The organism is Nocardia sp. NPDC051900, from assembly GCF_044452545.1.
Classification (GTDB): domain Bacteria; phylum Actinomycetota; class Actinomycetes; order Mycobacteriales; family Mycobacteriaceae; genus Nocardia; species Nocardia sichangensis.
The window spans coordinates 71159-98035 of sequence record NZ_JBITBU010000010.1 but is presented as its reverse complement, the minus strand read 5'-3'; the positions used below and the strand labels follow the sequence as shown (position 1 = coordinate 98035).

The 26877-nt window shown below is 66.2% G+C and carries 20 protein-coding genes, 3 tRNA genes and 2 pseudogenes; 10 read left to right on the top strand and 15 right to left on the bottom strand.

The features are described 5' to 3' along the window. Nucleotides 1-690 precede the first annotated feature (690 nt). Nucleotides 691-1629, bottom strand: coding sequence for an acyl-CoA dehydrogenase family protein (locus ACIA5H_RS18865; RefSeq protein ID WP_397076919.1), 939 nt, complete (start codon nucleotides 1627-1629; stop codon nucleotides 691-693). 224 nt (nucleotides 1630-1853) lie between these two features. Between ACIA5H_RS18865 and ACIA5H_RS18860 the strand changes: the two genes are divergently transcribed. Both ACIA5H_RS18860 and ACIA5H_RS18855 read left to right on the top strand, forming a co-directional pair. Continuing rightward, entirely contained in the window at nucleotides 1854-2558 is a 705-nt protein-coding gene (locus ACIA5H_RS18860) for a YoaK family protein (protein WP_397076918.1), read from the top strand. Nucleotides 2559-2602: 44 nt separating this feature from the next. Then, nucleotides 2603-3787, top strand: coding sequence for a hypothetical protein (locus ACIA5H_RS18855; protein ID WP_397076917.1), 1185 nt, complete (start codon nucleotides 2603-2605; stop codon nucleotides 3785-3787). A gap of 34 nt (nucleotides 3788-3821) precedes the next feature. Here the strand turns inward: ACIA5H_RS18855 and ACIA5H_RS18850 are convergent, their stop codons facing one another. From ACIA5H_RS18850 to ACIA5H_RS18835, 4 genes are all read right to left on the bottom strand, one after another. After that, complete coding sequence (locus ACIA5H_RS18850) at nucleotides 3822-4343, bottom strand: C40 family peptidase (protein WP_397077020.1); 522 nt, start codon at nucleotides 4341-4343, stop codon at nucleotides 3822-3824. Between the two features lie 622 nt (nucleotides 4344-4965). Then, the gene (locus ACIA5H_RS18845; RefSeq protein ID WP_355073410.1) at nucleotides 4966-5757 is read right to left on the bottom strand and encodes a hypothetical protein; all 792 of its coding nucleotides are present in this window, start codon (nucleotides 5755-5757) and stop codon (nucleotides 4966-4968) included. Further along, complete coding sequence (locus ACIA5H_RS18840; RefSeq protein WP_355073412.1) at nucleotides 5757-6602, bottom strand: ParA family protein; 846 nt, start codon at nucleotides 6600-6602, stop codon at nucleotides 5757-5759. Before ACIA5H_RS18840 ends, ACIA5H_RS18845 begins: the two co-directional genes overlap by 1 nt. Before the next feature lie 198 nt (nucleotides 6603-6800). Continuing rightward, nucleotides 6801-6873: transfer RNA gene (locus ACIA5H_RS18835), tRNA-Ala, on the bottom strand. A gap of 208 nt (nucleotides 6874-7081) precedes the next feature. Between ACIA5H_RS18835 and ACIA5H_RS18830 the strand changes: the two are divergent. Then, nucleotides 7082-7477: pseudogene (locus ACIA5H_RS18830) on the top strand (hypothetical protein); the annotation flags it as partial. 68 nt (nucleotides 7478-7545) lie between these two features. Next, nucleotides 7546-7618 (top strand) — tRNA-Ala (locus ACIA5H_RS18825). Nucleotides 7619-7680: 62 nt separating this feature from the next. Here the strand turns inward: ACIA5H_RS18825 and ACIA5H_RS18820 are convergent. Continuing rightward, nucleotides 7681-7941, bottom strand: a complete 261-nt coding sequence (locus tag ACIA5H_RS18820; protein WP_355073414.1) for an LppP/LprE family lipoprotein — start codon at nucleotides 7939-7941, stop codon at nucleotides 7681-7683. 899 nt (nucleotides 7942-8840) lie between these two features. On the opposite strand from ACIA5H_RS18820, the gene ACIA5H_RS18815 reads away from it, so the two are divergent. After that, nucleotides 8841-9056: a hypothetical protein gene (locus ACIA5H_RS18815; RefSeq protein WP_355073416.1), complete on the top strand. Its 216-nt coding sequence runs from the start codon at nucleotides 8841-8843 to the stop codon at nucleotides 9054-9056. Nucleotides 9057-9465: 409 nt separating this feature from the next. Here the strand turns inward: ACIA5H_RS18815 and ACIA5H_RS18810 are convergent. From ACIA5H_RS18810 to dnaA, 9 genes and pseudogenes are all read right to left on the bottom strand, one after another. After that, a tRNA-Ile gene (locus ACIA5H_RS18810) sits at nucleotides 9466-9539 on the bottom strand. A 221-nt stretch (nucleotides 9540-9760) separates the two neighbouring features. Beyond that, on the bottom strand, nucleotides 9761-10942 hold the full coding sequence (locus tag ACIA5H_RS18805; RefSeq protein ID WP_397076916.1) for a DUF3566 domain-containing protein: 1182 nt from the start codon (nucleotides 10940-10942) through the stop codon (nucleotides 9761-9763). A gap of 39 nt (nucleotides 10943-10981) precedes the next feature. Next, nucleotides 10982-13498 carry a DNA gyrase subunit A gene (gyrA, locus tag ACIA5H_RS18800; protein ID WP_379249647.1) on the bottom strand — a complete coding sequence of 839 codons (2517 nt, stop codon included), beginning with the start codon at nucleotides 13496-13498 and terminating at the stop codon, nucleotides 10982-10984. A 70-nt stretch (nucleotides 13499-13568) separates the two neighbouring features. Next, nucleotides 13569-15614 carry a DNA topoisomerase (ATP-hydrolyzing) subunit B gene (gene gyrB / locus ACIA5H_RS18795; protein ID WP_379249645.1) on the bottom strand — a complete coding sequence of 682 codons (2046 nt, stop codon included), beginning with the start codon at nucleotides 15612-15614 and terminating at the stop codon, nucleotides 13569-13571. A 311-nt stretch (nucleotides 15615-15925) separates the two neighbouring features. Further along, nucleotides 15926-16837: an alpha/beta fold hydrolase gene (locus tag ACIA5H_RS18790; protein ID WP_397076915.1), complete on the bottom strand. Its 912-nt coding sequence runs from the start codon at nucleotides 16835-16837 to the stop codon at nucleotides 15926-15928. A gap of 124 nt (nucleotides 16838-16961) precedes the next feature. Further along, on the bottom strand, nucleotides 16962-17531 hold the full coding sequence (locus ACIA5H_RS18785) for a DUF721 family protein (protein WP_397076914.1): 570 nt from the start codon (nucleotides 17529-17531) through the stop codon (nucleotides 16962-16964). Between the two features lie 448 nt (nucleotides 17532-17979). Further along, a pseudogene (gene recF / locus ACIA5H_RS18780) lies at nucleotides 17980-19164 on the bottom strand (DNA replication/repair protein RecF); the annotation flags it as partial. A 243-nt stretch (nucleotides 19165-19407) separates the two neighbouring features. Beyond that, nucleotides 19408-20583: a DNA polymerase III subunit beta gene (gene dnaN / locus ACIA5H_RS18775; RefSeq protein ID WP_355073428.1), complete on the bottom strand. Its 1176-nt coding sequence runs from the start codon at nucleotides 20581-20583 to the stop codon at nucleotides 19408-19410. A gap of 886 nt (nucleotides 20584-21469) precedes the next feature. Then, nucleotides 21470-23398 (bottom strand): chromosomal replication initiator protein DnaA, encoded by a 1929-nt coding sequence (dnaA, locus tag ACIA5H_RS18770; protein ID WP_379249636.1) that lies wholly within the window; start codon nucleotides 23396-23398, stop codon nucleotides 21470-21472. A gap of 634 nt (nucleotides 23399-24032) precedes the next feature. On the opposite strand from dnaA, the gene rpmH reads away from it, so the two are divergent. From rpmH to ACIA5H_RS18745, 5 genes are all read left to right on the top strand, one after another. Further along, nucleotides 24033-24176, top strand: a complete 144-nt coding sequence (gene rpmH / locus ACIA5H_RS18765) for a 50S ribosomal protein L34 (RefSeq protein ID WP_006550910.1) — start codon at nucleotides 24033-24035, stop codon at nucleotides 24174-24176. Nucleotides 24177-24197: 21 nt separating this feature from the next. Further along, complete coding sequence (gene rnpA / locus ACIA5H_RS18760) at nucleotides 24198-24629, top strand: ribonuclease P protein component (protein WP_379249634.1); 432 nt, start codon at nucleotides 24198-24200, stop codon at nucleotides 24627-24629. Next, the gene (gene yidD / locus ACIA5H_RS18755) at nucleotides 24626-25024 is read left to right on the top strand and encodes a membrane protein insertion efficiency factor YidD (RefSeq protein ID WP_379249632.1); all 399 of its coding nucleotides are present in this window, start codon (nucleotides 24626-24628) and stop codon (nucleotides 25022-25024) included. The genes rnpA and yidD overlap by 4 nt, the downstream gene beginning before the upstream one ends. 4 nt (nucleotides 25025-25028) lie before the next feature. Continuing rightward, the gene (yidC, locus tag ACIA5H_RS18750; RefSeq protein WP_379249630.1) at nucleotides 25029-26114 is read left to right on the top strand and encodes a membrane protein insertase YidC; all 1086 of its coding nucleotides are present in this window, start codon (nucleotides 25029-25031) and stop codon (nucleotides 26112-26114) included. Nucleotides 26115-26229: 115 nt separating this feature from the next. After that, nucleotides 26230-26781 carry a protein jag gene (locus tag ACIA5H_RS18745; RefSeq protein WP_355073440.1) on the top strand — a complete coding sequence of 184 codons (552 nt, stop codon included), beginning with the start codon at nucleotides 26230-26232 and terminating at the stop codon, nucleotides 26779-26781. Nucleotides 26782-26877: the final 96 nt, after the last annotated feature.

Below are 26877 nucleotides of genomic sequence, written 5' to 3'. Positions count from 1 at the left end.
TTCCGGAGACCTGTCTGCCCCGGAAGGACGACTCGTGCAACGCGAGAAGGCCGCATTCCGATCCGGTCGGTGCTCGGGGGTACCGGATCGGAATGCGACCGGTTCGATGATCCCGCGCGCACGGGTACCGGAGCGCGCGTAGCGGACTACCCGAATCGCCGAGGACCCGTACTCGGATGACGGAAATTCGCATGCGCGTTGTCGCGGCGAGCGGGGGCGCTCCGTGCGAACGGTCCAGTCGGTGATCACGAACACATGTTCGCATCGGGGTACGACACATTCGATCCATGCGCGCGGGCGGCACCACGCCCGGAATGGCAGACACGCCCGAACGTTCTGGTGGATTCCTTTCTTCGGCGACCGGTCGGCATGTTGTGCCCAACGCATATCCGCAGCAGGTCATGCTGCCGTACAGCCATGGAAACGCTTGCTTCACAACACTTTTGGCAAACACTAAGCCAACAGGCGGGAATGGCGTTGGCGACCGAGGGGCCAGTGACAACTGCCATGCGGCATCCAGAAAGTAAGCCCACCCAAAAAAACTTGGAGCGCGGCCGTCCCCCCGCACACACAAACGCACATCATCGAGTAGCATCGTTCTCGTCGGCCCCTCCCCCCCGGGCCGACCCTACGCGGGCCTCGGCTAACTCCCCCCCTTCGCCGAGGCCCGCTCCCCATTTTCAGACCAGGTCAGACCCCTGTTCCCGCTTGGTCGTCGCCCGGTTCCACCGCCCGCCACGCGGCGGTGAGGCGTTGCGCGCGCACGCGCCCGGCGGTGGCGAGCAGTGGCCGGTCACGCTCCCACCGCTGCCGTGTCACGGGGTCGGCGGACTGCCACAAAGGCTCGAGTTCGGCCAGCACGTCACCGAACGAATCGAAGACCCCGCCGAGGGCGATGTGCACCCCGGCAGCACCCGGCGCATCGATGTCCAGGCCGCGCACGGCGGCCACCAGTGTCAACAGTCGTTGCCGACTCGCGCGCGGCCACTGCGACACCCGAGCCACCCGCACCAGCCAGCCCAGCGTGGCGGCCAGCACGTGGATGTCCTCGATCGTCCGGAACGGCTTGAGGTAGTCCAGATATCCGTCACCGGGAAGCGGCAGCGCCGGCACGCTGGTCAGCACGACCGACGCGTGCGGGACCTCGGGCGCGAACGACAGCGCGGGATGATCGGTCAGGCGCACGCCTGGTTCCCCCGTCTCGACCGTGCAGGCGCGCAACCGGTTCCGCCCGTCCGGCGCCGTGCCGACACTGGCGATCACCACCAGCTGTCGCGCGTAAGAGCCCATGGTCGCGAACGACTTGGCGCCGTCGAGCAGCCAGACCCCGTCCCGCTCGGTGAGCGTGGTGCGGATCGCGGCGGGGTGACCGCCGCCTTCCTCGGTGGCGCACATCGCGACCAGTTCGTCGTCCGGCAGGTCGGGAATCAGCGTCCGCAGCGCTTCCTGATAACCGGACAGGAAGGCGAACCCGAGCCGGTCGGCTCCGAAGCCGCCCGCGATCGACACCTCCACCGGCTGCTCGAAACGATTCGCCGCCACACGATGTCGCGTCCACGCCGCGGCGACGTCATCGAGCGGCGCGGCCGCCACCGGCTCGGTCAGCAGGAAGTCGAGCAGAGTATCCACCTCAGCACGGTAACCGAGCAGCGACTCGCTCGAGAGGGCTCGGTGCGGACGACGGCCCGCCGACCAGGGTGAAACGGCGCTTCGATATCGCGTGCGAGCATGCGTCGACGGAACGTGCCCGGAATGCCGGCGATCTATGAGCAACGGTCGGCCCTGCGTGAGCCGATTCCGTCGACGAGCCTGCTTGACTGAACTGCCGCGCCGTACCGGAAGGAGTTCGACCTGTGCCGGAACTCGAAGAAGATCGCAAGAAGGCACTTTTCGACTCCGAAGCCAGACTGTCCTGGGTGCTGGCGGCACTCGCCGGGTTGATCGGTGCGGCGGCGTTCATGCATACCGCCGGCTATTTCGTCACTTTCATGACGGGCAATACCGAACGGGCCGTCCTCGGGTACTTCCACGACGAATCGGACATGGGTTTGGCGGCCGCCGGATTGCTGATGTCCTTCCTGTCCGGTGTCGTGGTGGCCTCATGGTGCCGCAGACGCTACTGGTCCGGGCACCCGCACGGGCCCACTCTGCTCACCACTGTCTGCCTGGCGCTGGCCTCGGCCGTCGACCTGCTCGAATACCAGACGTCCAGCAAGCCGATCGGTCTGCTGCCGATCTTGTTCGTCGCCTTCGGCGTCGGCGCGCTCAACACATCGTTCGTCCGCAACGGTGAGGTCTCCATACCACTCAGCTACGTCACCGGGACGCTCGTCAAGCTTGGTCAAGGTGTCGAACGCCACCTCAGCGGTGGCGACTACGCGGACTGGCTCGGGTACTTCCTGCTCTATGCCGGTTTCTCGCTCGGCGCGCTGCTCGGCGGACTGCTGAGCCTGCTGGTCGCCGGCTGGGCCATGCTGATCACCGCGACAGTCGTGTGCCTGCTCGTCACCGGCTTCACCTATCTGCACCTGGATCGGCACGGTCCCCTCCCGCGGTAAGCCACCGCCGAGTGACCGCGGGACTTCGCGACTACCGTGGCCGCGTGCAGAATATCGAAGACGAAGCCGCCGCCTTCGCCGCGCTCGTCATGCAGCATCTGGCGGCGCTGGGCGAAACCGATGTCGAATACGACCCGGACGAGTTCGCGATACGCGTCGGCGATCTGTTTCTCGACCTGCACAACATCTTTCGGGAAACGCGTGAGCTCGATGCCACGGAGCGCGATGCCCGGGTCGCACAGCACTGCGACGCCGTGCGTGAGGTACGCGCCCCCGCGCCGGGTTGGCCTTCGGTGCGGTCCATGCTGCGGCCGGTATTGCGTCCCAACAGCTTCGGCGCAGGCGTCGAACCGGAGTCGCGGCCGATCGCTCGCTCCGCGTTTCCATTCGTGGACGAGATGGTGGCCATCGATTTGCCCCACACCCGATCGATCGTCACCTACGCGTCGTTGCGCGAATGGGATGTGAGTCCCGAGGAGGTTTTCGCGGCGGCGCGCGAGAACCTCGGCGCGATAGTGAGTTTCACCGACATAGAGGAAGACGGCATCCTGCAATTCGTCGACGACGGCGACGGCTACTGCACATCATGGCCGCTGTTCCCCGGCTGGCTCGCCGGTTCCGGCTTCGGAACCCGACCACCTGTCGCCTTCATGCCCGATGTCGACACGCTCATCATCGCGACCGGCGCGGACGATCTCGAGCCGATCTTCGAGGTGGTGGAAGAGCAGTACCGTGACGCGGCCCGGCCGGTCTCGCCACAGGGGTACACCGTGGACGACAGTGGCGCGGTCATTCCGCTCGATCGTTCGCCCGCGCACCGCCACCTGCCCGCCGTGCAGCGGGCCCGATGCGGTTTGGCGGTCACCGAATACGACGCGCAGGCTCAGATTCTCAACGAGATCGTCGAGCGCGATCTGGAATTCACGCCCTATGACCTCGAGTCCGCTTATGTCGGTTCGGTCATGTACGGCCATGGCGACAACGGTCCCTTCACGATCACCGTCTGGGGGGAGGGTGTCGACTATTTGCTCCCGGAGGCCGACTACGTCGCCTTCTGCCGTGACGACCGAGGTGAACTGGAGCGTCTTTTCGAGGTCCCGTTCGATGCTGTCGTGGGACTGACCGGCCTCACTCCGGTCCCGGATCTCTCACCTCGCCGCTACGAAATCCGCCACTGGCCGGATGCCGAGACGCTGGCCGCACTGGAAGCGGCGGCGGTCTCTCCCTGACCTGCGAACCGCGGTGCGGCTGCACCAGAGGGAATCAGAATCGGCGGGCGCCTGTCACCGGCATCGAGGAGAGGGGGGAAGTGGTCACGCCCGTGCCGTATGTCGATGCGTGGATGACTTTGCCGTCGCCTGCGTAGAGGGCGGAGTGGCTTCCGCCGTAGAACGAGACCATGTCGCCGGGGCGCAGTTCGTCGAGCGGTACCGGCGTTCCGGCGGCGAGCTGGTCGTAGCTGGTGCGTGGCAGCTCCACGCCGGCCTGCTCGTAGGACCACTGCACCAGCCCGGAGCAATCGAAGGAGTCCGGGCCGACGGCGCCATAGCTGTAATCGGAACCGAGTTTGGTTCGTGCCGCGTCGACGGCCATCTCACCGGCGGTCCTCTGCGGAATCACCGCGGCGGGCGGAGTGGGCGCCCGAGGCATGATCTGCGGGAGGTCGCCGAGGAAAGGGATTTCGATCTCCGGAAGCACGCCGATCAGTGGGATCTCGATCGCGGGCACCGTCGTCGGTAACGGCAGCTCGATTACGGGAATCTTCACCGAAACCGGGGACTCGATCGCCGGGCCGAGCGTGGCAGGCGCGATCTCGATCTGCGGAACCGGGGTACTCGCGATGTTCTCGATATCCGAGAACCCGGCGGTCACCGGAGATTCGGTGACGGGGAGTATGGCGTTGTTCAGGGGAATGTAGTCGGAAATCTCGAACGTTCCCACGCCCGGAATGGTCACCGGCTGGGCCGATGCCTCCCCCGCGTTGCACAACACGCCGATGAATGCGGCCGCTCCGGTGGCGAGTGCCCAGAGCACAGCACGTCGCAGGTAGCGGATATATCGGTCGTCGGTCGATGATGCCATGATGCGGTCCTCCGATGCTCATATCGCCGGCCTCCGGCGGAGCCATACGACGCCGCCATGCGTGGCGCGACGGACTTCACCAAAGACCTCGAATTGATTCGAAAACCATCACGGTGCTTCGTCAGTCCAGCGGATCCGATCCGAGTATTCACCTTTCGGCATAGTTTGCATCACGTAAAGCACAACACACCTTTATTTCCATAACGAAATAATAACTCGTTCCGACACTCGCAACGATAATTCCGCGTCTCGCAATTCGTTCCCCCTATACGCAATGACCCCGCAGGGAAAACATTCCGCTGCGGGGCCGTCGCCGACTGCGATTTCACGCGGTGATCTGTTCCTCGATCTGCTCGGCGATCGTACGGAGCTTGGCCGCGAATTCGCGCGCCGCGCGTGGGTCGTCGCTGGACCCTTTGACCACGCGCTTCGTCAGCGCCGCGAGCCGGGATTCCATGGCGGTGAAGATGTCGGCGGAGCGATCGGTCGGGTCGCCCGGCAGTTCGCCGCGCAGCCACGCTTGGAGACGCTCGACCACCACTTCTTCGTCATAGCGTTCGGGCAGCAGGGCCACCGCCTGCCGGAGCTTTCCCGCGGTGACCTTCACGTCGGCACCCGCCGCCACGGTGGTGTAGATGGTGACCGCCGCGTCTTCCCCGTATTCGGCCGCCACCGGCAGCAGTTCGCGGACCTGGCCCTCGTTGATCGCGGGCGCGACCGGCTGCAGCCGCGCGGCGAGCGGCCAAGCGCGAATCAGCTTGTGCGCGTATGACCGCTGCATATCCCACCGCTGTTCCACGTAGTCGTCGAACGTCTCGTGACTGTCGCGGTAGAGCCTGCCGTCCCGCACGATCTGCAGCGCACGCCCGGCGGCCCAGAATGCGATCCGCAGCGTGTCGATCGACGACTCGCACGCCGTCAACTGCGCCCGTTCTCGGTCGCTCAGGGGTCCGTCACCCGCGTCCGGCACCGGCATGGTCAATACATTCGGGCTCACGGCCGGCTTCGACCGCCGCCATTCGGCGTCGCGCAGCGGGGACACCGGTGGCGTGTGCTCGGCCCCGTCGGATAGCGGATTCGCCCCGCCGATCGAACCCTTCCTGCGTTGTGGAGGCATCAGGCAGGCACCTCCAGCAGGGCGCGATACGCGCTCAGCAGCTCGTCGCCCACCTTGCGGTACTCGCCCAAATCCTCGATCGGATTCTCGGCGCCCTCCCCCACCTCCCCGTCGGCCGCCTCCCGATACCATTTCCAGGCGCTCAAATAGGAATCGAATACGTCGTAGCCCGCGCTTTCCAAATGGCCCCGCTGCGCACGGTATTCGGTCGAGACATTGACGCCTTTCTTCATGATCACCGGGACTTTGGTCATCAGCACCCGCACCCGGATTTCCCGGTCGGTGTCGGCCGCCGCCTCCTCGGCGGCTTTGAACGTACTCGGCACGCGTTTGACTTCCGACGGGCTCACACTCGTCAACAGCAACAGCTCGTCGCTCTCCGGAACAGCGGCCTTGAAGATATCGGCCGACTCACCCCCGGCGTCCACGATGATGACGTCGAAATCGGCGGCATTGTCGGTGATGCAGTCGCCGACATGCCGCGACGGGAACGCGACCAGATGGAACGGCACTTCGATGCCCCCCTTGACCAGCCGCCGGTACCAGGAGTAGCCGGTCTGGCTGAGCGGGTCGGCGTCGATCACCAGCACCCGCAGTTCGTGAACAGAAGCGAAGTAGCTCGCCAAGAAGAACGCTGATGTCGTTTTGCCGACACCGCCCTTGAGATTCCCCAGCGTGATGACCAGAGGTTCGGGCAATTCGAGTGGCGCAACAGAATTCGTCATTGACGTTCCTCCGAGGGTGAGGAGTGTATTACTGTGCCGGGCCAGTCTGGCACAGTATCGACGAATATCGTCTGATTGCGGCGCCTTGTCGCGGCTGTGCCGCTGCCGCTCTGTGTCCAATTGGACACAAAGGTTCCGGCTATCCGGCCGGAAATTTCACCACCCCGCCGGGACGGCGAGCCCGTGTTCCCGCTGCTGTCGACTCGAAATTCGTCGGGGGGACACCCGTTATCCGTATCGGCCTCGAAGCTCGGGTGCGCACACCAACGCACCAGCCGGTAGGCCGCCGCACCGGAACGAAGCGTTTCAGGTAATCAGTGGAGCCTAGGGGAATCGAACCCCTAACCTCTGCCTTGCAAAGGCAGTGCTCTGCCAATTGAGCTAAGGCCCCTCCCGGGATCAGCGGGTGGTCACCTCGTGCCACATGTCCGCGTCGCTGCGCTGGCGCAGCTTGGAGATGCCGAAGAGAACCAGGACCACGACACAGGCGGTGAGAAGAAGTTTCATGGTTTCCACCCTACTGCGGTGCCCGAAGCCCGCCCAGAAGGACTCGAGCCGGATCTCTGATGGATTCGTCAAGACTGAACAATGAGTTATCATCATCGAGGCTGCACCGGAGAATCCCGACTCTGAGCAAGGTGTTGCTCAACAACGGCCTGACGCTCACCGCCTCGGAGAAGAGACTCGCACCGCGCGCTCGCCCCGACGTCGAGGCCGCCGCTCGCATCGGCCGTTTCCGCACACCGGACGCCGAACTGGCCATGACGATCGTGGCCGGAGCCGCTCTGTGTCTCGGCCGGTTATTGCACGATCACCCCGACCGTGACGACGCGGCCGCCACCGATCAGGTCACCGAAGACCTGCTTCGGATGTTCGGCGTTCCGGCCGACGAGGCGGACGAGATCTGCTTGCGCCCCTGCCTTCCCTCGCCGAGGTGCTCGAGCGCGGCGCCTGACCGGGCGTCACCCGGGCGCGGCCGACGGCGCTCGGCTTGACGCGACAACCTGCCGTTTTGACCATCTCAGCGGCGAGAAGGTAACGTTTTGCAGGCGTATGTACGCGCGGGGCCTTAGCTCAATTGGCAGAGCACTGCCTTTGCAAGGCAGGGGTTAGGGGTTCGATTCCCCTAGGCTCCACTCGTCGAAGGCTCATGCTCACGGAGCGTGAGCCTTTTTCGTGTGGTTCCGGTGTGGACCGTTCAGTTCTCCGGCGGGAACTGCCCGTTCGCCTGCACGGTGGTGCCGTTCAGGGTGAATGTCACGACGCTCGGTCCTCCTTGCGGGCAGCACAGCGCGTCGTCCTTCAACGGCCAGCGGTACTGCACGGACACGGTGTCGCGGGTCTTGCCCAGAACTGTCGTGTACCCATACGGCCGCGCGCTCGCGGTCCCGAGATACTTCCCGCCGGTGAAGAAGAGAACGTGTGTGCCGGGATGAATTCCCGGCCATTCCACAGTCATCCACGACAGCACCCCGGAACATCCTGCCGCGATGGGATCCTCGCTCGCCCCTTGGATCGTCCACGACCCGCCACCGGGCGGCGCGGCCAACGTGGCGACCGAGGACGCCGCGAGCGCCGAGTTGACGTCGAAGCACAGGCCGTGGCCGCTACCTTCCGGCGCCGACTGCGTAGCGGGAGACGAGGTCGCCGCAACGGATGGTTCCGGGACCGCGGTGGCCCCGGGAGCCGGTTGTTGCGCCGTCGCCGGCTGTGGTGCCCCTCCCGCTTGCGGTACCCCTCCTGGTTGTGGCGCCGCCCCCGGTTGTTCGCCGATCGCTGTTGTCCGCGTCGCCGCCGGACCCGCCGATGACGCGGTGGTCGTACTTCCCGCCGACGTCGCGGACCCGGCCGATGTGCTCGAATCGGTCCCACACGCGGCGGTTGCGACCACAACGGTGGCCGCGATCGACAGCACAGCCGATAGTCTGACGTTCATTGCGCACCCCTCGAAATTGCTGACCGAGCCTCGGTTTCGATATTCGTTCGTGCCCGCGATCACCGGCGCGCCGAAGCGACGCATTGCGGCATCGCAGCGCTACGAATGTTCTTGTCCCTCAACTATTGTCAGCGATGTCGCACCGACCGCCCTTGGTGTTACAAGGGTGCGTCCCAGCGGGAGTCTCCGGTCTGAACAGCAAGTGCCGATACGCGGAGACATCTCGGGCACGCGCGAGCCCGCCAGGAAGTCGCCTAGGCCCAGAACACCGTCCCGCAGGTGGTCATTCTGGGCCGGGGGCAGTGTCCGGGGGGCGAACGGTCGTTGGATAACACCGCTGTAACGGCGGAAGTGGAGCCGCCGATGGACTTGGCGGTACGCCTCGGCGGACCGAAAACCCAAGAGAGAAAGGAAGATTCGACATGACTCGAATCACTCGGCTCACCATCGGCGCGCTTTTGACCGTGGCTGTGCTGGCACCTGCCGCAACCGCGCAGGCGGAGACTTCGCAGCCCACTCCGTCTGTGTCCTCGATCGCCGCCGGCGACAGCGGCTCGGCGAGCGGTTCGTCGTCGGGAATCCTTTGCACCATCATCAAGCTGATGCTCATGAACCAGGGCCCCCAGTTCTGCCAGTAGAACCCCGAGAGCGCGGCCGGGATTTCGACGACCGACCGGCGTGTGCGCAGGGCACCGGCGATTGCCGGACGACGGTGCCCCCGGCGGTCGGCGCCGGCACGGCCGAACCCCTTCCGCTCGAGGCCTTCACCCCGGCACCGACCGACTCCGTCGCTGGCGGGCTTTGTGACGCACACCCCGCCCTCGCCTTGTGGTGCTTCATCAGCCAATCGGCGTAGAAGTCCTTCACGCATCAGCGCCGAGTAGACGGTGCGGTACCGGGCCGCTGGAGCGCGGGGTGAAGCAGCGGACGCGCCGGGTCTACAGGGAATGCGGCGAAGTCCGCTGAACGGCGGACGGCCGGTTGATGACGCAACGGTAGATCGGCTCGAGAAGACCGGAATGGCGCCTGATCTGGCACTGAGGGAGGTGGGCCTAGGAGGACTTGAACCTCCGACCTCTTCGTTATCAGCGAAGCGCTCTAACCGCCTGAGCTATAGGCCCGTAGTTTGTGTTGTTTGCATGAACAACGACGTGTAGAGACTACACAACACCTATCCACTGAACCAAAACGGCTGGTAGAAGCCTTAGCGCGGCGCACTTACGGCGGCAGCGACAGCCGCTGTCAGCGCCGCCGGTATGACAGTCCGTCAAGTGACAGTATCCACGAAAACGGCCGGCACTCTGCCCATTGGGCGAGTACCGGCCGTCTGGACGTTCCGGGACTAGTCGGGGTCGGCCAGGGTGACCTGGATGCCGCCGACGAGGTCGCAGCACTGGTTGTAGATGAAGCTGCCGACGGTGCCGAGCGCGGTGAACAGCACGACGTTGATCAAGCCGATCACGCCCGCGTACCCGAACACGGTGCCCGCGTCGATCAGTCCCACCGAACCGCTGTCCTGGGACACCATGTCGGTGAACGTGTTGTTCAGCCGCTCCCACACGCCCATGCCCTCGAGCACGATGTACAGCAGGCCGACCGCCAGCATCCACACGAAGAACATCGCCACGCTGATGACCAGCGAGATCTTCAGCGTCGACCAAGGGTCGATGCGACGGATCTGCACGGTGGCCCGCAGCGGCTCGCCGGAGGCGACCGCCGCGACCGCGACCGGAACCGCGGGCGAAACCGGCCCGGACTGCTGGCCCGCGGCTTCGGGCTGCGGCAGCGGATGCCGGATCTCGGACAGGTCCGGCATGTCCTTGATCAGTTCCGGCCGCGCGATGCTGCGGGTGGGGCCGTCGATGCCGACGGATTTCACCATCGCCGCTTCCTTGCGCGCCGCCTTGGCGGCCAAGTCGGCGGTGGTACGCGCGTTGGACGTGCCGCCGAGGCCGCCGCCCGCGCCGCCCGAGGTCGGGCGGCCGGTGACCGGGGCCTGCCCCGGGCGGTACAGGTTGGACTGCGGCTCCCGCTGCGGCAGCTGCGCCCACCCGTCCTGATACGGCGACTGCTGTCCGCCATTGGTGGCGCCCACCGGCTGCTTGTCCTCGCTCTCGGGCGCGGACTGCGGGGCCTGATTGGGGATCCGGGTCGTCTTCTGGTCGAAGCGATCCTGGCCGTCGCCTCCGGGCGTCTGGTCGGGCGCGCCCTGCTGCTGCGCGACCTGCGGATCGCGGATCTCGCGCGGCTGGTTGCCGCCGGGCTGGTTGCCCGGCTGGCCACCCGGATGACCGCCGGACTGCGGCCCGTTCGACTGGCCCTGCGGACCACCCGGCTGCGGCCCACCGGGATGGCCGCCACCAGGGTGACCGCCCGGCTGGCCGCCGCTCTGCTGGCCTTGACCGTTCTCGGCCGAGGCGACCGGCCGTGGGATCGGCCGCGGCGGAATCGGTGACGGTGCGATCCGCTCGGTCACACCGTTCGTCTGGTGCCGCTCGTCATTCGGCTGATTCGGAGTGGTCAATGGGAATCCTTAGATCCGTTCGTTGCCGCCGCTGTTGGGTTACTTCTCGGAGGAGCCGGTGTCGCCGCCACCGGAGACCTGATCGGGATCGGGCTCATCGGCATTGCGCGCGATCGCAAGCAAGGTATCGCCCTCGGCGAGGTTCATCAATCGCACGCCCTTGGTCTGTCGTCCAGCCTTACGAACCTGCTTAGCCGCCGTCCGGATGACGCCGCCCCCGGAGGTGATCGCGTACAACTCATCTTCGTCGTCGACGATGAGCGCCCCGACCAGGGTGCCACGTTTCGCGTCGAACTGGATGGTCAATACGCCTTTACCACCGCGTCCCTGCGCGGTGTACTCCTCGATCGCGGTCCGCTTCGCGTAACCGCCGGACGTGGCGACCAGCAGATATGTGCCGGCGCGGACCACGTTGAGCGACAACAGCTCATCGCTGTCGTTGAACCGCATGCCCTGCACGCCGGAGGTGGCGCGCCCCATCGGACGCAACGCCTCGTCGGTGGCGGAGAACCGGATCGACTGGCCGAGCGCGGAGACCAGGAGCAGATCGTCGTCGGCCGAGCAGAGCACGGCGCCGACCAATTCGTCCTCGTCGCGTAGATTCACCGCGACGATGCCGCCGCTGCGGTTGGAATCGAAGTCGGTCAGCTTCGACTTCTTCACCAGGCCGTTCTTGGTGGCGAGCACCAGGTACGGCGCGTCGTCGTAGGACTTGATCTGGATGATCTGGGCGATCTTCTCGTCCGGCTGGAAGGCCAGCAAGTTGGCCACGTGCTGGCCGCGCGCGGTGCGGTTGGCCTCGGGCAGTTCGTAGGCCTTGGCGCGGTAGACCCGGCCCTTGTTCGTGAAGAACAGCAGCCAGTCGTGCGTCGAGGTGATGAAGAAGTGCTTGACGATGTCGTCCTGCTTGAGGCCCGCGCCCTGCACGCCCTTGCCGCCGCGCTTCTGGCTGCGGTAGAGATCCGTCTTGGTGCGCTTGGCATAACCGGTCTCGGTAATCGTGACGACCACGTCTTCGCGAGCGATCAGATCCTCGTCGGCCACGTCACCGTCCGCCGAGACGATCTGAGTGCGCCGATCGTCGCCGTACTTCTCCACGATCTCGGCCAGCTCGTCGCGCACGATCGCGCGCTGCCGCTCCGGCTTGTCGAGAATGTCCTTGTAATCGGCGATCTCGGCTTCGATCTTGGCCAGATCGTCGACGATCTTCTGCCGCTCCAGCGCCGAGAGCCGCCGCAGCTGCATGTCCAGGATCGCGGTCGCCTGGATTTCGTCGATGTCGAGCAGCTGCATCAGGCCGGTGCGCGCGGTGTCGGTGTTGGCCGAGCGGCGGATCAGCGCGATGACCTCGTCGAGCGCATCGAGCGCCTTGACCAGGCCGCGCAGGATGTGCGCCCGCTCCTCCGCCTTGCGCAGCAAGTACCTGGTGCGCCGGACGATGACGTCCAACTGGTGGTTGACGTAGAACCGGATCATCTGGTCCAGGCGCAGCGTGCGCGGCACGCCGTCGACGATGGACAGCATGTTGGCGCCGAAGCTGGTCTGCAGCTGGGTGTGCTTGTACAGGTTGTTCAGCACGACCTTGGCGACGGCGTCACGCTTGACCGTCACCACGATGCGCAGGCCGACGCGGTCGGAGGACTCGTCGTGGATGTCGGCGATCCCGGCGATCCTGCCGTCCTTGACCTGCTCGGCGATCGCGTTGATGAAGTTGTCGGTGTTGACCTGATAGGGCAGCTCGGTGATGACGATCGTGGTGCGGCCGCGATTGTCCTCCTCGATCTCCACGACACCGCGCATCTTGATCGAACCGCGGCCGGTGGTGTACGCGTCGTGGATGCCTTGGGTGCCGACGATCAGGCCCGCGGTCGGGAAGTCCGGGCCCTTGATCCGCTCCATGCACGCGGCGAGGGTGGCCTCCTCGTCGGCGTCGTGGTTGTCCAGCGCCCAGTAGATGGCGGCGGCGAGCTCGGTCAGGTTGTGCGGCGGGATGTTGGTCGCCATGCCGACCGCGATGCCGTTGCTGCCGTTCATCAGCATGTTCGGCACGCGGCTCGGCAGGACCACCGGTTCCTGCGTCTTGCCGTCGTAGTTGGGGATGAAATCGACCGTCTCGTGGTCGATCTCGCGCAGCATCTCCATCGCCAGCGGCGTGAGGCGGCACTCGGTGTAACGCATGGCCGCCGCGCCGTCATTACCGCGGCTGCCGAAATTGCCCTGGCCGTCCACCAGCGGGTAGCGCATCGCCCACGGCTGCGCCATACGCACCAAGGTGTCGTAGATCGCCGAGTCGCCGTGCGGGTGGTAGTTACCCATCGTGTCCGACACCGGGCGCGCGGACTTCACGTATCCGCGATCGGGCCGGTACCCGTTGTCGTACATGGCGTAGAGAATGCGGCGATGCACCGGCTTGAGGCCGTCGCGCACCTCGGGTAGCGCGCGGCCGACGATCACGCTCATCGCGTAATCGATGTAGCTGTTCTGCATCTCCAGCTGGATATCGACCGGTTCGACGCGGTCGCCCGCACCGTCCGGCGGCAGGGTGATGTCGGTCATGAAGTCTCCTTAACGGGCTGACGTGCGAAAACTGCCGGGCGCCACCGCCATCGGCGGCGCCTCGGGCAGGTCACACGTCGAGGAAGCGGACGTCCTTGGCGTTACGGGTGATGAAGCTGCGGCGGGCCTCCACGTCCTCGCCCATCAGCACGCTGAACAACTCGTCGGCCGCGGCCGCGTCGTCCAACGTCACTTGACGAAGCACCCGGACACTGGGATCCATGGTGGTCTCCCAGAGTTCCTTCGGATTCATCTCGCCCAGACCCTTGTAGCGCTGGATGCCGTCGTCCTTGTTGATCTTCTTGCCCGCGGCGAGACCGCGTTCCAGCAGGCCGTCGCGTTCCCGGTCGGAGTAGGCGAACTCTGGCTCGCTGCGCTGCCACTTCAGCTTGTACAACGGCGGCTGCGCCAGGTAGACGTGCCCGTGCTCGACCAGCGGGCGCATGAAGCGGAAGAGCAGGGTCAACAGCAGCGTCGAGATGTGCTGGCCGTCGACGTCGGCGTCGGCCATCAGCACGATCTTGTGATACCGCAGCTTGCTGATGTCGAACTCGTCGTGGATGCCGGTGCCGAACGCGGTGATGATCGACTGGACCTCGTTGTTCTTGAGGACCTTGTCGATGCGCGCCTTCTCGACGTTGATGATCTTGCCGCGCAGCGGCAGGATCGCCTGGTACATCGAGTCGCGCCCGGACTTGGCCGAGCCGCCGGCGGAGTCGCCCTCCACGATGTAGATCTCGGACTTGCTCGGGTCCTTCGACCGGCAGTCGGCCAGCTTGCCGGGCAGTCCGCCCAGGTCGGTGGCGGACTTGCGCCGCACCAGCTCGCGGGCCTTGCGCGCCGCGACGCGGGCCTGCGCCGAGGACACCGCCTTGTTGACGATGGTCTTCGCGTCGGCCGGGTTGGCCTCGAACCAGTGGGTGAGGTGCTCGTTGCAGGTGCGCTGCACGAACGACTTCACCTCGGTGTTGCCCAGCTTGGTCTTGGTCTGGCCCTCGAACTGCGGCTCGCCGACCTTGACGCTCACGATGGCGGCCAGGCCCTCCCGGATGTCGTCACCGGTGAGGTTGCCGTCCTTCTCCTTGATGAGCTTCTTGTCCTTGGCGTACTTGTTGACCACCGTGGTCAGCGCCGCGCGGAAGCCCTCTTCGTGCGTACCGCCCTCATGGGTGTTGATGGTGTTGGCGAAGGTGTGCACCGACTCCGAGTAACCGGAGTTCCACTGCATCGCGACCTCGAGTTCGTGGCCGGTGCCCTTGCCGGTGAACCCGACGACCGAGTTGTGGATCGGCTGCTTGGTCCGGTTGATGTGGCGGACGAAGTCCTCCAGACCGCCCGGGTAGTGGTAGGTCCGGGACTTCACCTTGTGCTCGGCGGGCGCTGCGCCCTCTTCGGCGTGCTTGGGCGCCTCGGCGGTTTCGCTGACCACCTCGTCGGTGATCTCGGCGTCGCTGACCCGCTGGTCGGTGAGAACGATGGTGAGGCCCTTGTTCAGGAACGCCATCTCCTGCAACCGGCGCGCGACGGTCTCGAAGTTGAAGGTGGTGGTCTCGAAGATGTCCGGATCCGGCCAGAACCGGATGGTGGTACCGGTCCGCTTCGTCGGCTCGCCCTGGATGAGCTTGCCGGGCTTCGCGTCCTTGTATTCCTGGGTCCAGTGATAGCCACCGGTGTCGATCTCGGCCTCCAGCCGCGTCGACAGCGCGTTGACCACGGAGATGCCGACGCCGTGCAGACCACCGGACACCGCGTAGGACTCGGAGTCGAACTTGCCGCCCGCGTGCAGCTGGGTCATGACGACCTCGATGGTCGGGATACCCTGCGCGTGCATCTCCACCGGGATGCCCCGGCCGTCGTCGATCACTTCGACGCCGCCGTCGGCCAGCAGAGTGACCTCGACCTTCGTCGCGTATCCGGCCATCGCCTCGTCGACGGAGTTGTCGACGACCTCCCAGATCAGGTGGTGCAGACCGCGCTCACCGGTGGAGCCGATGTACATGCCCGGACGCTTGCGAACCGCCTCGAGTCCCTCGAGAACCGTGATGGAGGAGGCACCGTAGTCCTGCTTCCCGGTCGCTCTGGTCGAACCCGATGCGGTGGAGTCTTTGGCAGCCACTGGTCGGTAGCTCTCCTTACTTGCTGATCCCGGCATAGAGCGATCGGACAGCACACGCGGGGCCCTGGTGACGCCTGCTGGAGAATTAGGGTCCACGCGCGGACTGTGCGGAACGCGCCGAAGGTATCGCCGCTAGTTACGTCACCATCCTACTGGTACAGCCAACTTACAACCCACCTCCGACACCCCTCACGGCGGCGTGGATGCGAGAAATCGGAATTCGGCGACTCGGTTCCGCCTCCCGCCGGTTTCGATCCAGCAGAAGTGGGCTGAGAGTTGTGTTGGCAGGTCGCCCTTTCGCCCCCCCCGGATCAGCGAGCGGCGTCGACCCGAGCGATGAACGCGGCGGTGTGGCGCGCCAGCTCCGCTGGATGTGAGATCGGCGACCAGTGCCGCGCCGGGATCTCGACCCGGCTCAGACGTGGCACCCACCGGTCCGCCTCGGCGTTCACCACGGGCCGCACGGCGCGGTCGCCGGTGGCGACGATCAACTGGACGGGCACCTCGATCGGACGCGGCCGGGGATGACGCAGGTGGGTCCGGATGTTCGCTCGATAGAGCTTCAGGTTGTTGACCATATCTGTGCGCAGCGTCGGCGCCGTCTCGACCAGCGCGGGGTCCAGGCCGTCGAAGAACGCGAGGAATCGCGGCCAGCGGCTGGACAACACGCGCAGTGCCGGATCCGGCAGCTTGGGGATCTGGAAGGCGACGGTGTAGGCCGAGGCCACGGCTTGGGTCAGCGCGCCGCGCAGCCGCGCCGAGGTGAGCGGTCCACGCAGATAGGCGCCGAGGAAATCCAGATTCGGACCGGACACCGAAGTGAAGGACGCGATGACGGATGCGGCGTCCGTAGCGGCCACCAACTCCCACCCGATCACCGATCCCCAGTCGTGCCCGAGGACGTGCACCCGTTCACCGGGCGCGACCGCGGCGATGACCGCGCGGACATCCGCCGCGAGCTCTTCGATCCGGTAGGCCTCGACCGCTTCCGGCGCCGAACTGCTCCCCGCGCCCCGGTTGTCAAAGGCGATCACGCGATGACGGCCGCCGAGCAGGCCCGCCACCCGGCTCCACAGCAGATGAGTATCGGGCCAACCATGGATCAGCAGTACCGGAACGCCCTCGGGATTGCCGCACTCGTAGACCGCGAGCTCGACGTCGCCTCGGTGAACCGTCCGGGTCGCAGTCGCGGGGAACGGGCCGACCGAGGTGGTGATCGTCATCGAGATTCCTTCTGCGCGGACGCTCGATCCGACGCCGTGGGCTTCCGATGGGTCGAACCGGGGCGTTCCACGTGAAACGCCTCGAATAAACGTAACACTCGGTATCAGATACTGGCCACCGTGGTCATCCGTAGGTGTCGCGCGGTCCGCGACCTTTGATATGACGCTCGCCCTTGCGCCAGCTCGGCGCAGCGGGCCCCGAGATCTTCAGCGAGGTCACCACCCCCTGCCCGACCGCGGCATTGATCTTCGCGAGGATCTGGCTTTGCAGCATCCGCAGCTGCGTCGCCCAGGCGGTCGACTCGGCGGAGATACTCAATACGCCGTCCTTCAAGGTGACCGGTGTGGCGTGCGCGGCGATGTCCTCGCCGACCACGCCCGCCCAGCGACCGAAGACCATGCCCTCGGCGACTCGGCCCGACCAGCCGCGGCTCCTGGCGATGGAGCCGGCCAGCTTGGACAACAACTGTGGATCGCGATCGTCCGGACCCGCGCCCGACCATCCGGTTCGTCTGCGGCCACCCGTTCGCAGCCTGCGCTGAGGCGAGGAACGCCCCTGACCGACGGATTTTCCGCTCGCCCGTGCCGCCGCACGCGCTTCCTCCAGGGCACGCCGGGCCAGGTCGATTCCGCGCAGTTCGGGTTCCGGTCCGGTGGATTCGGCGGATCCGGGCTCCGGAGGCTGATCGTTCATCGCCCCTCTTTCTCCGCGTCCGATGATTTGTCCCCAGCCTCGATCGAGTTGTCCCCAGCCGTCGCACGAGGTTGCCTGCATCGAGAATCCTGCCTACTGCCTGCCGCAGGCAGCGGTTTGGACGCTCTATTCCCCGCCCAAACTGGCTTTTTTCGGCAAAGTTCAATGACTTGCTCAGCTGTTGCTGGGTGAGGTTTCGGGGAAGCGGGCAAGCGTGACCGGACGAGTTTTCCACAGGTGTTGGGGAATCGGTCTCAACTGTTGAGAACTCGATCGACGATCCCGACGAGAGGTCACTGTAGTGGACCGGGGCGGTGTATGGCGATTCTGTCCACTTCGCCTGTGGATGGGGCTAGGGCGCCCGCGATTCCGTCGATCCGGTGACCGGATCACGTTCGTCCTCGGCTGCCGGAGGCGTGGCGTGGTCCTGCCGTTGTTTGCCGTCGAAACCTCCGCTGCCGGACCGATCCTCGGCGAGGAGCCGCGAAACGCGGCCGTCGGGGCCCCCCGCCGTCTCGACGTGCAGCGGCACCGCGGCGAGTTCGCCGGGCACGTCCTCCGGCACGGCCGCTGTGATCAGCACTTGTTCCGCGCTCGCGGCGACGGCCGCCAGCGCGGCGCGGCGACGCCGGTCGAGCTCGGCGAACACGTCGTCGAGCAGCAGGACCGGTTCGGCGCCGGTAGCGCGCAGCAGCTCGAACGCGCCCAAGCGCAATGCCAGTGCGAACGACCAGGACTCGCCGTGGCTGGCGAACCCCTTCGCGGGCGAATCGCCCAACATCAGGTCCAGGTCGTCGCGGTGCGGACCGATCAGGCAGACACCACGTTCGAGTTCCCTCGGACGCGCGGCCGCGAGTTCACGCAGCATGATCGCCGCGAGCTCCTCGGTGTCCTCCGGGCGTGGTGGCCTGGCCGGATCCAGGAACTCGGGGGGAAGCGCGGCGCTGCGATACGCGATCGACGCGGGCCGGGATTCGGGGGCGATCGACGCATACGACTGGGCGAGATAGGGCGCGAGATCGTGCACCAAACGCAGCCGTTGGACGAGCAGGACGGACGCATGCTCGGCGAGGTGCCCGTCCCACACGTCCAGAGTGCTCAGGTCGGCCTTCGACCTGGCCTGCCGCCCAGCGGTTTTCAACAGCGCCGAGCGCTGGCGCAGCACCCGGTCGTAGTCGCTGCGGACCGCGGCCAGCCGAGGGAGGCGAGTTGTGCACAACTCGTCCATGAATCGACGGCGTTCCCCGGGATCGCCGCGGACCAGAGTGAGATCCTCCGGGGCGAACAACACCGTCTGCAGGATCCCCAGGATCTCCCGCGTCCGGCGGACCGGCGAGCGGTTGATCTGCGCGCGGTTCGCACTGCCCTGATTCAGCTCGACATCGATGCGCAGCTCGCGGCCGGCGTTGACCACTGTGGCGCCGATCCGGGCGCGCTCGGTCCCGGTCCGGATCAACGGAGCTTCCGTGGCGACGCGATGCGACCCGAGCGTGGCCAGGTAGCCGATCGCTTCCAGCAGGTTCGTCTTGCCGTTGCCGTTCGATCCCAAGAAAACGGTTCGACCTGGGGATAATTCCAGTTCGGCATGCTCCCACGAGCGGAAGTCACGCAGCGACAGAGCTCGGACGAACATCCGCTATCGCGCCCCTGCCTGCGTCGAAGCGGACATTTCCGCCGGTGGAAGCATTGCTGGCGCGGCGTGCGCATGCCACTCGGCGAGCCACACCCCTGTGGAACACCTGTGGATAAAGTGGACCCTCCGATTTGCGGAGACCGATTTCTCTGCCGTCGCTGGGGATTCTCCAGCGACGCCACCGCTCACCCGCGCTGGATCACGCGGAGCGGATCCGCCGGGAACCAGATCCTGCACAGGCGATCAGCCCGGGAGCCGGACCGGCATCAGCAGGTAGATGTACGGGCTCGACAGCGCCGCGAACGTCCCCGAGTCGAGTACCTCGGGCTCTTCCTCCGACGCGGGCAGCAGCACGGCGGGCCTGCTCGGCGTGGTGAAGCCGAAGGTGACCCGGTCGGCGTGCAGCGCGGACAGGCCGTCGATGAGATAACCGGGATTGAACGCGATGGTCAGGGATTCGCCGCGGAAATCCGCCTCCAGCCACTCCTCGGCCCGGCCCGCATCGTCGCCGCCCGCCGACAGCAGCAGGCCGTCGGCGGAGAACTCCAGCCGCACCTGCGCGCCGCGTTCGGCGACCAACGCGACGCGCTTGATGGCGTCGGTGAGCGCGGCGACGGCCAGGGTGGCGATCGAGGTGTGCTCCTTGGGGAGCAATTGGCGGAACTTGGGGAATTCCGCGTCCAGCAGGCGAGTGGTGGTCCGGCGGCCCGCGTTCACGATGCCGAGCAAGCCGTCCGACCCCGCACCGGTGCCGAGGGACAGCTGGACGGGCGCGTCGGAGGGTCCGAGCGTCTTGGCGGCCTCCGACAGCGTCCTGGCCGGAATGAGTACCGAAGTCTCGATATCGGCGCGCGCGGGCTGCCATTCGATGTGCCGGACGGCGAGGCGGAACCGGTCGGTGGCCGCGAGCACGACCTGCGATCCCTCGATCTCCACCCGGATACCGGTCAGCATGGGCAAGGTGTCGTCGCGGCCGGCGGCGACGGCGACCTGACCGACCGCCTCGGCGAAGACATCCACGCTCAGTGCACCGGTCTGCTGAGGCACCTCGGGCAGTTGGGGATAATCCTCCACCGGCATGGTCGGCAGGGAGAACTTCGCGCTGCCACAGGTGATCAGCACGCGCGTGCCGTCGACGGAGACGTCGACGGGCTTGTTGGACAGCGCCTTGGTGATGTCGGCGAGCAGACGACCGGAGACCAGCACCTGCCCGGGACCCGCGACCTCGGCCGCGACCCGTACCTGTGCGGAGACCTCGTAGTCGAAGCCGGAGACGGTCAAGCCGTCCTCGTCGGCGACCAGCAGCACACCGCCGAGTACCGGAACCGGCGGCCGGGACGGAAGACTGCGCGCCACCCAGGCGACGGACTCGGCGAAATCCTCGCGGGCGACCCGAAACTTCATGCTTGCAAGCTCCATCGCCCGATCTGTCCTCTCCCGGTTCCGTGATCTGTTGTCGGCTCGTCAGTGTCGGTGCTCGAAAGGGTCCTGCCGAATCGGCCGCCTTCGAAGTCTGGCACAGGCGACCGACATCAAACCGTACCCGCGCGAGGGACATGCACCTAGCCCGACCCTCCGGTGCCGCCGATGGCCGAGCCACGAGCGGACGCGAGCGGGGCGGCGAGGGAGATCGGGCCGGGCGTGCGGTGGGCAGGCGGACGCCGCATGGCGATCGGTCGTGGGGATGGGTGATCCCGCTCCGGGTCGGTTCCTCTTCCCTTGCCGGAAACCGGGAGCGGACGGCGAAGTGCGTCGCTCGATCGACTTTCCACACACCCTGTTTTGAAGAGAGATCTCTAATGAAAAGAACTGAAGTAGTAGTAGGCGCTGTGGATTCTGTGGACTGCGACCGAAACCGCTGTTCAGGGGGCGTGGTGCCGTGGGGATGGCCATGGAGTGTCTCGAGGATGAACACGAGGCGTCTGTGGAGGTTCCGTGGTTGTCCCAGATTCATCCTCGAGCGCTCCTCGAGTTGTTCCACCGGATTCACCCGGTTGTTCACACATGTGCACGAGATCGTGGACAGCTCGAGGAATCCTCGAGGACTCCACACGGACTCCTCGAGGAATCCACAAGGCCCGATCCGGACACTCCCCTGGTCAGCGGCTGTGCGCAACTCTGCCTGGGGAAACTGTTGAATTCGCCCTGTGAGTGAACTCGAGGGAGCGGTTGCCCCGACCTGTGCACGGATCCGTGGACAAACCGGTGGATTCCTCGAGGACTCCACAAGGATTCCTCGAGGAATCCACAACCCACAAAAAAGCACCGCCCCAGGTCAGGGGCGGTGCTCAGATGTGGATAGCGCTCAGCGGGAGCGCTGCTTGATCCGGGCTGTGAGTTCTTGCACCTGGTCGTAGACGCGGCGCCGCTCGGTCATCTCCTTGCGTACCTTCTTCTCCGCGTACATCACCGTGGTGTGGTCGCGGCCGAATGCCTGGCCGATCTTCGGCAGGGACAGGTCGGTCAGCTCGCGGCAGAGGTACATGGCGATCTGCCTGGCTTGGGCCAGCGGCCGCGCCTTACCTGGACCGGTGAGTTCTTCGAGTGTGGTGTTGAAGTACTCCGCAGTGACGGCCATGATCGTGGCCGCGTTGATCTCCAGGGCCGCGGTGTCCGGCATCAGATCGCGCAGCACCACTTCCGCCAGCGGAAGGTCCAGCGGCTGGCCGTTCAACGAGGCGAACGCGGTCACCCGGATCAGCGCGCCCTCCAGCTCGCGGATGTTGCGCTCCACCCGGCTTGCGATCAGTTCCAGCACATCGTGCGGTACGTCGAGCCGGTCCATCCGCGCCTTCTTCCGCAGGATGGCGATGCGTGTCTCCAGCTCCGGCGGCTGTACGTCGGTGATCAGTCCCCATTCGAACCGGGTCCGCAGCCGCTCTTCGAGTGTGGCCAGTTGCTTGGGCGGACGATCCGAGGAGACGACGATCTGCTTGTTGGCGTTGTGCAGGGTGTTGAAGGTGTGGAAGAACTCCTCTTGGATGCCTTCCTTGCCCTCGATGAACTGGATGTCGTCGACCAACAGGATGTCGGTCTCGCGGTAGCGGCGCTTGAACGCGACCTTGCGGTCGTCACGCAGGCTGTTGATGAAGTCGTTGGTGAACTCTTCGGTCGAGACGTACTTGACCCGCATGCCGGGGAAGAGACGCTGTGCGTAATGGCCGGCCGCGTGCAACAGATGGGTCTTGCCCAATCCCGATGCGCCCCAGACGAACAACGGGTTGTAGGCCCGAGCCGGGGCTTCGGCGATGGCGACGGCCGCGGCATGCGCGAAGCGGTTGGACGCGCCGATGACGAAGGTCTCGAAGGTGTACTTCGCGTTCAGACTTGCCGAGGACGTCGACGGAGCGGGTGCTTCCTGCGACTTGGCGAAGTAAGTGGGCCAGGAGTTGCGGACATTCACCACGGGCTCGTCGTCCTGGTCGCGGTCACCCACCGGCTCGCGCACCGGATCGTGCGCCAAGCCCGTGTCGTCGTCGGTGGTCTCGCGCAGCGGCGCGCGCAGCGGGCCGCGCACACCGCTCGGCGACGGCTCCGGATTGAACAGTGACTCTTGCCCCGGAGGGATGGCGGGCTCTCGCCGCGGCGGAAGCCCGGGTTCCCGGCGCGGCGCGGCGTCGGGCCCGGACATCATGGGCAGCTCGGCCGTCGTGGCGTACTCACCGCGCGGTGGATAGTCGGCGTGCGCGTACTCCGGCTGGCGGTACTCCTCCGGCGGGGCGAAGTCCTGCCCGTATTCGGCGCCCGGGTAGTCGGAGCCGTCGTGGTACGCGGGCGCCGCAGGAAAGTCGGTGGGCTGTGCATAACGTGGCCCCGGGTAGGCATCGCGACCGGGAAACTCCGAACCCGGGTAGGCGGCGGGAGCACGGCCCTCTCGGTTGCGCTCCGGCCTGCTCGTCATCCGCGCGTGCCGCGGCGTGTTGGTCTGCCGGTCGACGGTCGGGGTGGTCGGGGCGGCGATGCGAACGCCGAGCCCTTCCACCTGAGGCCCGAGCCGACGGCCGAGAGAACGGAGGATGGGCTCGCGCAGATCGCGTTCGATGGCCTCCTGGGCCAGCGACGAGGGCACGGAGAGCAGCGCGAACCCCTGTGCGACCGTCAGCGGCTTGACCAGCTTCAGCCAAGCCTGCTGTGCTCGGGTCACCGGAGGAATAGCGCCGTCGGGCGACCCGGTGGTCAGCTCGGTGACAACCTCGGGCCACACCGTGGCCAGCACGTTCTGCTCGTCGTCCATGCAGTTTCCTCCCCGGAGTAGGTCGATAGGAGCAGACGGCCGGGGCACGCGTGGAATGTGATGCTCGGGATGGATCCCGTGATCCTGCGTACGTCCGTAACCGGTTCGGACGCTGTCCGGGTCCCCCATCTGGACAGCGGCGTGGCACCGTCGGCCCTACGAATATGCCACTCCAGGGGTCTTTCCACACAATTATCCACAGATGTGGAGAACCCTCGGGAACTGTGAAACGCGCGTACGCGCGGGAAGGGCAACGCTACGACCTGGGGTTCTGCAGCAATCGCCTGGCTACGTACCTTAGTGGTGCGGGGTGCGCGATGGCTAGGGGTGTGGACGAACTCACGGTCATTGCCAGAATGCCTGACTCCGGCGAGCCGATTCCGCCTGGTCGCTGGGGCGAGCGAAGCGATGGGGCGAGTTTGACCCGCCCCGAGCCGATCAGTACCCTCGTACAGTCACCCCTTGGTGCGGTGGCGGTCTTGTGCTGACCGCGTTTAGGTCGTGATCGACCGACTGTGCGCCAGGACCGACGCGCGCCGATGATGACCAGACCTGCGATTCATTCGCGCAATATACGTATCACCGACAAGCTTCGGGCACTACCTGGTGCCCGCCTACTCGAGGAGTGTTGACCGTGGCCAAGGGCAAGCGGACGTTCCAGCCGAACAACCGTCGTCGGGCGCGGGTTCACGGCTTCCGCCTCCGGATGCGCACCCGTGCGGGCCGCGCCATCGTGTCGGCGCGTCGCCGTAAGGGCCGCGCCTCCCTCACTGCCTGATCCTCGCTCTCGGACGCTCGGGTGTTGCCTGAGCCGTATCGGTTGCATCATCGTGCCGACTTCTCCCGGACGGTGCGCCGCGGCCAGCGAATCGGGAGGCGTGATCTGGTCGTACATGCGCTCGCGCACGGGTATGACGGAATCGTGGGCGCGAATGGACGACACGATCAGGTCCCGGACGACGTGCTGATCCGCGTGGGCGGACCGCGCTTCGGACTGATCGTCAGCAAGGCGGTGGGCAACGCGGTGATTCGACATCGCGTCGCCCGCCGCCTGCGTCATATGTGTGCCCAGGTGGTCGATGAATTGCCCGCCGAGACCGATGTCGTCATCCGCGCGCTTCCTGGCGCCGCTACAGCGTCGTCGGACGACCTGCTGCGCCAGCTGCGCACCGCACTGCGCAAGCTCGGCGTCAGCGCTCAGGCGGGTATGTCGACGGGTGGCCTGGCATGAGCCTCTGGGCGAAGATCGCCAGACTGCCCGCGAACGTGCTGATCTTTTCGATCGAGCTGTATCGGACCTACGTCTCCCCCACCCGCATGCCGGTGTGCCGATTCACCCCGACCTGTAGTGAGTACGCGGTGACCGCATTGCGCACTCGGGGCCTGTTCGTGGGGCTCTTACTGACGGTCGTGCGCTTGGCCAAATGCGCGCCCTGGCACCCTGGTGGGTGGGACCCCGTCCCGGAGCGGAAGCGGAGTACGCATCGCGCCGAGCCGGCGGACGGGGCAGCGACCGACGCGACGTCGCAGGAAACGAGCCTGCTCACCGGACCGCGGTCGGAGCCGAAAGCTTGTAAAGGATCGCCGCACGCGGTGATCGGCGACACGAACGACGGGAGTGCATAGAGCCGTGCTCGACTTCATCTATTACCCGGTGTCCTGGATCCTCTGGTTCTGGCATCGGGTCTTCGGGTTCGCGTTCGGCGCGGACAACGGTCTCACCTGGGCACTGGCCGTGGTGTTCCTGGTGTTCACCTTGCGCCTGGTGCTCTACAAGCCGTTCGTCAAGCAGGTGCGCACCACAAAGCAGATGCAGGAACTGCAGCCGCAGATCAAAGAGCTGCAGAAGAAGTACAAGAACGACCGTCAGAAGATGGCGGTCGAGATGCAGAAGCTTCAGAAGGACAACGGCTTCAACCCGCTGATGGGCTGCCTGCCGATCCTCGCTCAGGTGCCGGTGTTCCTCGGACTCTTCCACGTGCTGCGCTCGTTCAACCGGACCGGGCACGGTATCGGCCAGCTCGGAATGACGCCGGAGCAGAACGCGAACACCGCGAACTACGTCTTCAGCGCCGCCGATGTCCAGTCCTTCCTGAGCGCTCGCATCTTCGGTGCGCCGATCTCGGCGTTCATCACCATTCCGCCCCCCCAGTTGCAGGCCTTCGCCGACTACGGCGGCGTGCCGACCAAGTTGAGCATCGCGCTCGTCGCGATCCCCCTGATGGTCATCGCCGGTATCGCCACGCACTTCAACGCGCGTGCTTCGGTCGCGCGGCAGACGCCGGAAGCCGCGGCCAACCCCCAGGCCGCGATGATGAACAAGCTCGCGTTGTGGGTGTTCCCGCTCGGCGTGCTCGTCGGTGGCCCGTTCCTGCCGATCGCCATCCTGCTGTACTGGGTCTCCAACAACATCTGGACCTACGGACAGCAGCACCTCGTGTTCGGCCGCATGGCGAAAGAAGAAGAGGCCAAAAAGCAGGCGAAGCTCGAGCAGCGCGCGCAGAACGCGCCCAAGCCCGGAGCCAAACCGGTCAACGTGAAGAAGAAGCCGACCGCCGCCGCTCCCGCTGCCGATGCCGCGTCGGACGAGGACACTGCTGTCGCGTCGACGAACGGCACCGCTAAGCCGCCGAAGCAGTCGGCGGGCCAACGGCGTCCGGCCGGGCAGAAACGGCCGGGCAACCGGGGCAGGGCGAACCAGAAGCGCAAGCGCTGATCGCACCATCGGTGGGCCGAGCCGCCCACCTCGATCGCTGAGCAACCCCCTTGATCGCGAATACCGCCCGGCGGCGATTGCCCGGCGCGCGCGATGAGCAGATGAAGGAAATCAAATGACTGTTGAGACCGACGGAGGGGACGCCACCGTGGCGACGACGACGGCGAACGCCGGAGCGGACACCGACGATGTCGTGAATGATGCCGAGGAAGCGCTCATCGAGGAAGGCGAGATCGCGGGCGACTATCTCGAACAGTTGCTCGACGTGCTGGACTTCGACGGCGACATCGATCTCGACGTGGAAGGCGATCGCGCCGTGGTGAGCATCGACGGCGGACGTGACCTGACCAAGCTCGTCGGACGTAACGGCGAGGTGCTCGACGCGTTGCAGGAACTGACCCGGCTCGCCGTCCAGCAAGCGACCGGAGTGCGGAGCCGGCTGATGCTGGACGTGGCGGGTTGGCGAGCCAAGCGGCGGTCCGAGCTGAGCGAACTCGGCGCAGCGGCGGCGCAGCGCGTACTGGACTCCGGTGAGCCGGAGTCGCTGGCGCCCATGACTCCGTTCGAGCGCAAGATCGTGCACGATGCGGTGGCGGCCGTGGAGGGCGTGAGCAGCGAGAGCGAAGGTGTGGAACCGAACCGGCACGTGGTGGTCGTTCCCGGCTGAGTCGCGACATCCCCGGAGCGGGCGGCGTGTTTCGCGGCCCGGATGGGTAGTGGTTGGATAGGGCCTCTGGTCTTCGGACCGGGGGCCTTGTTCGTG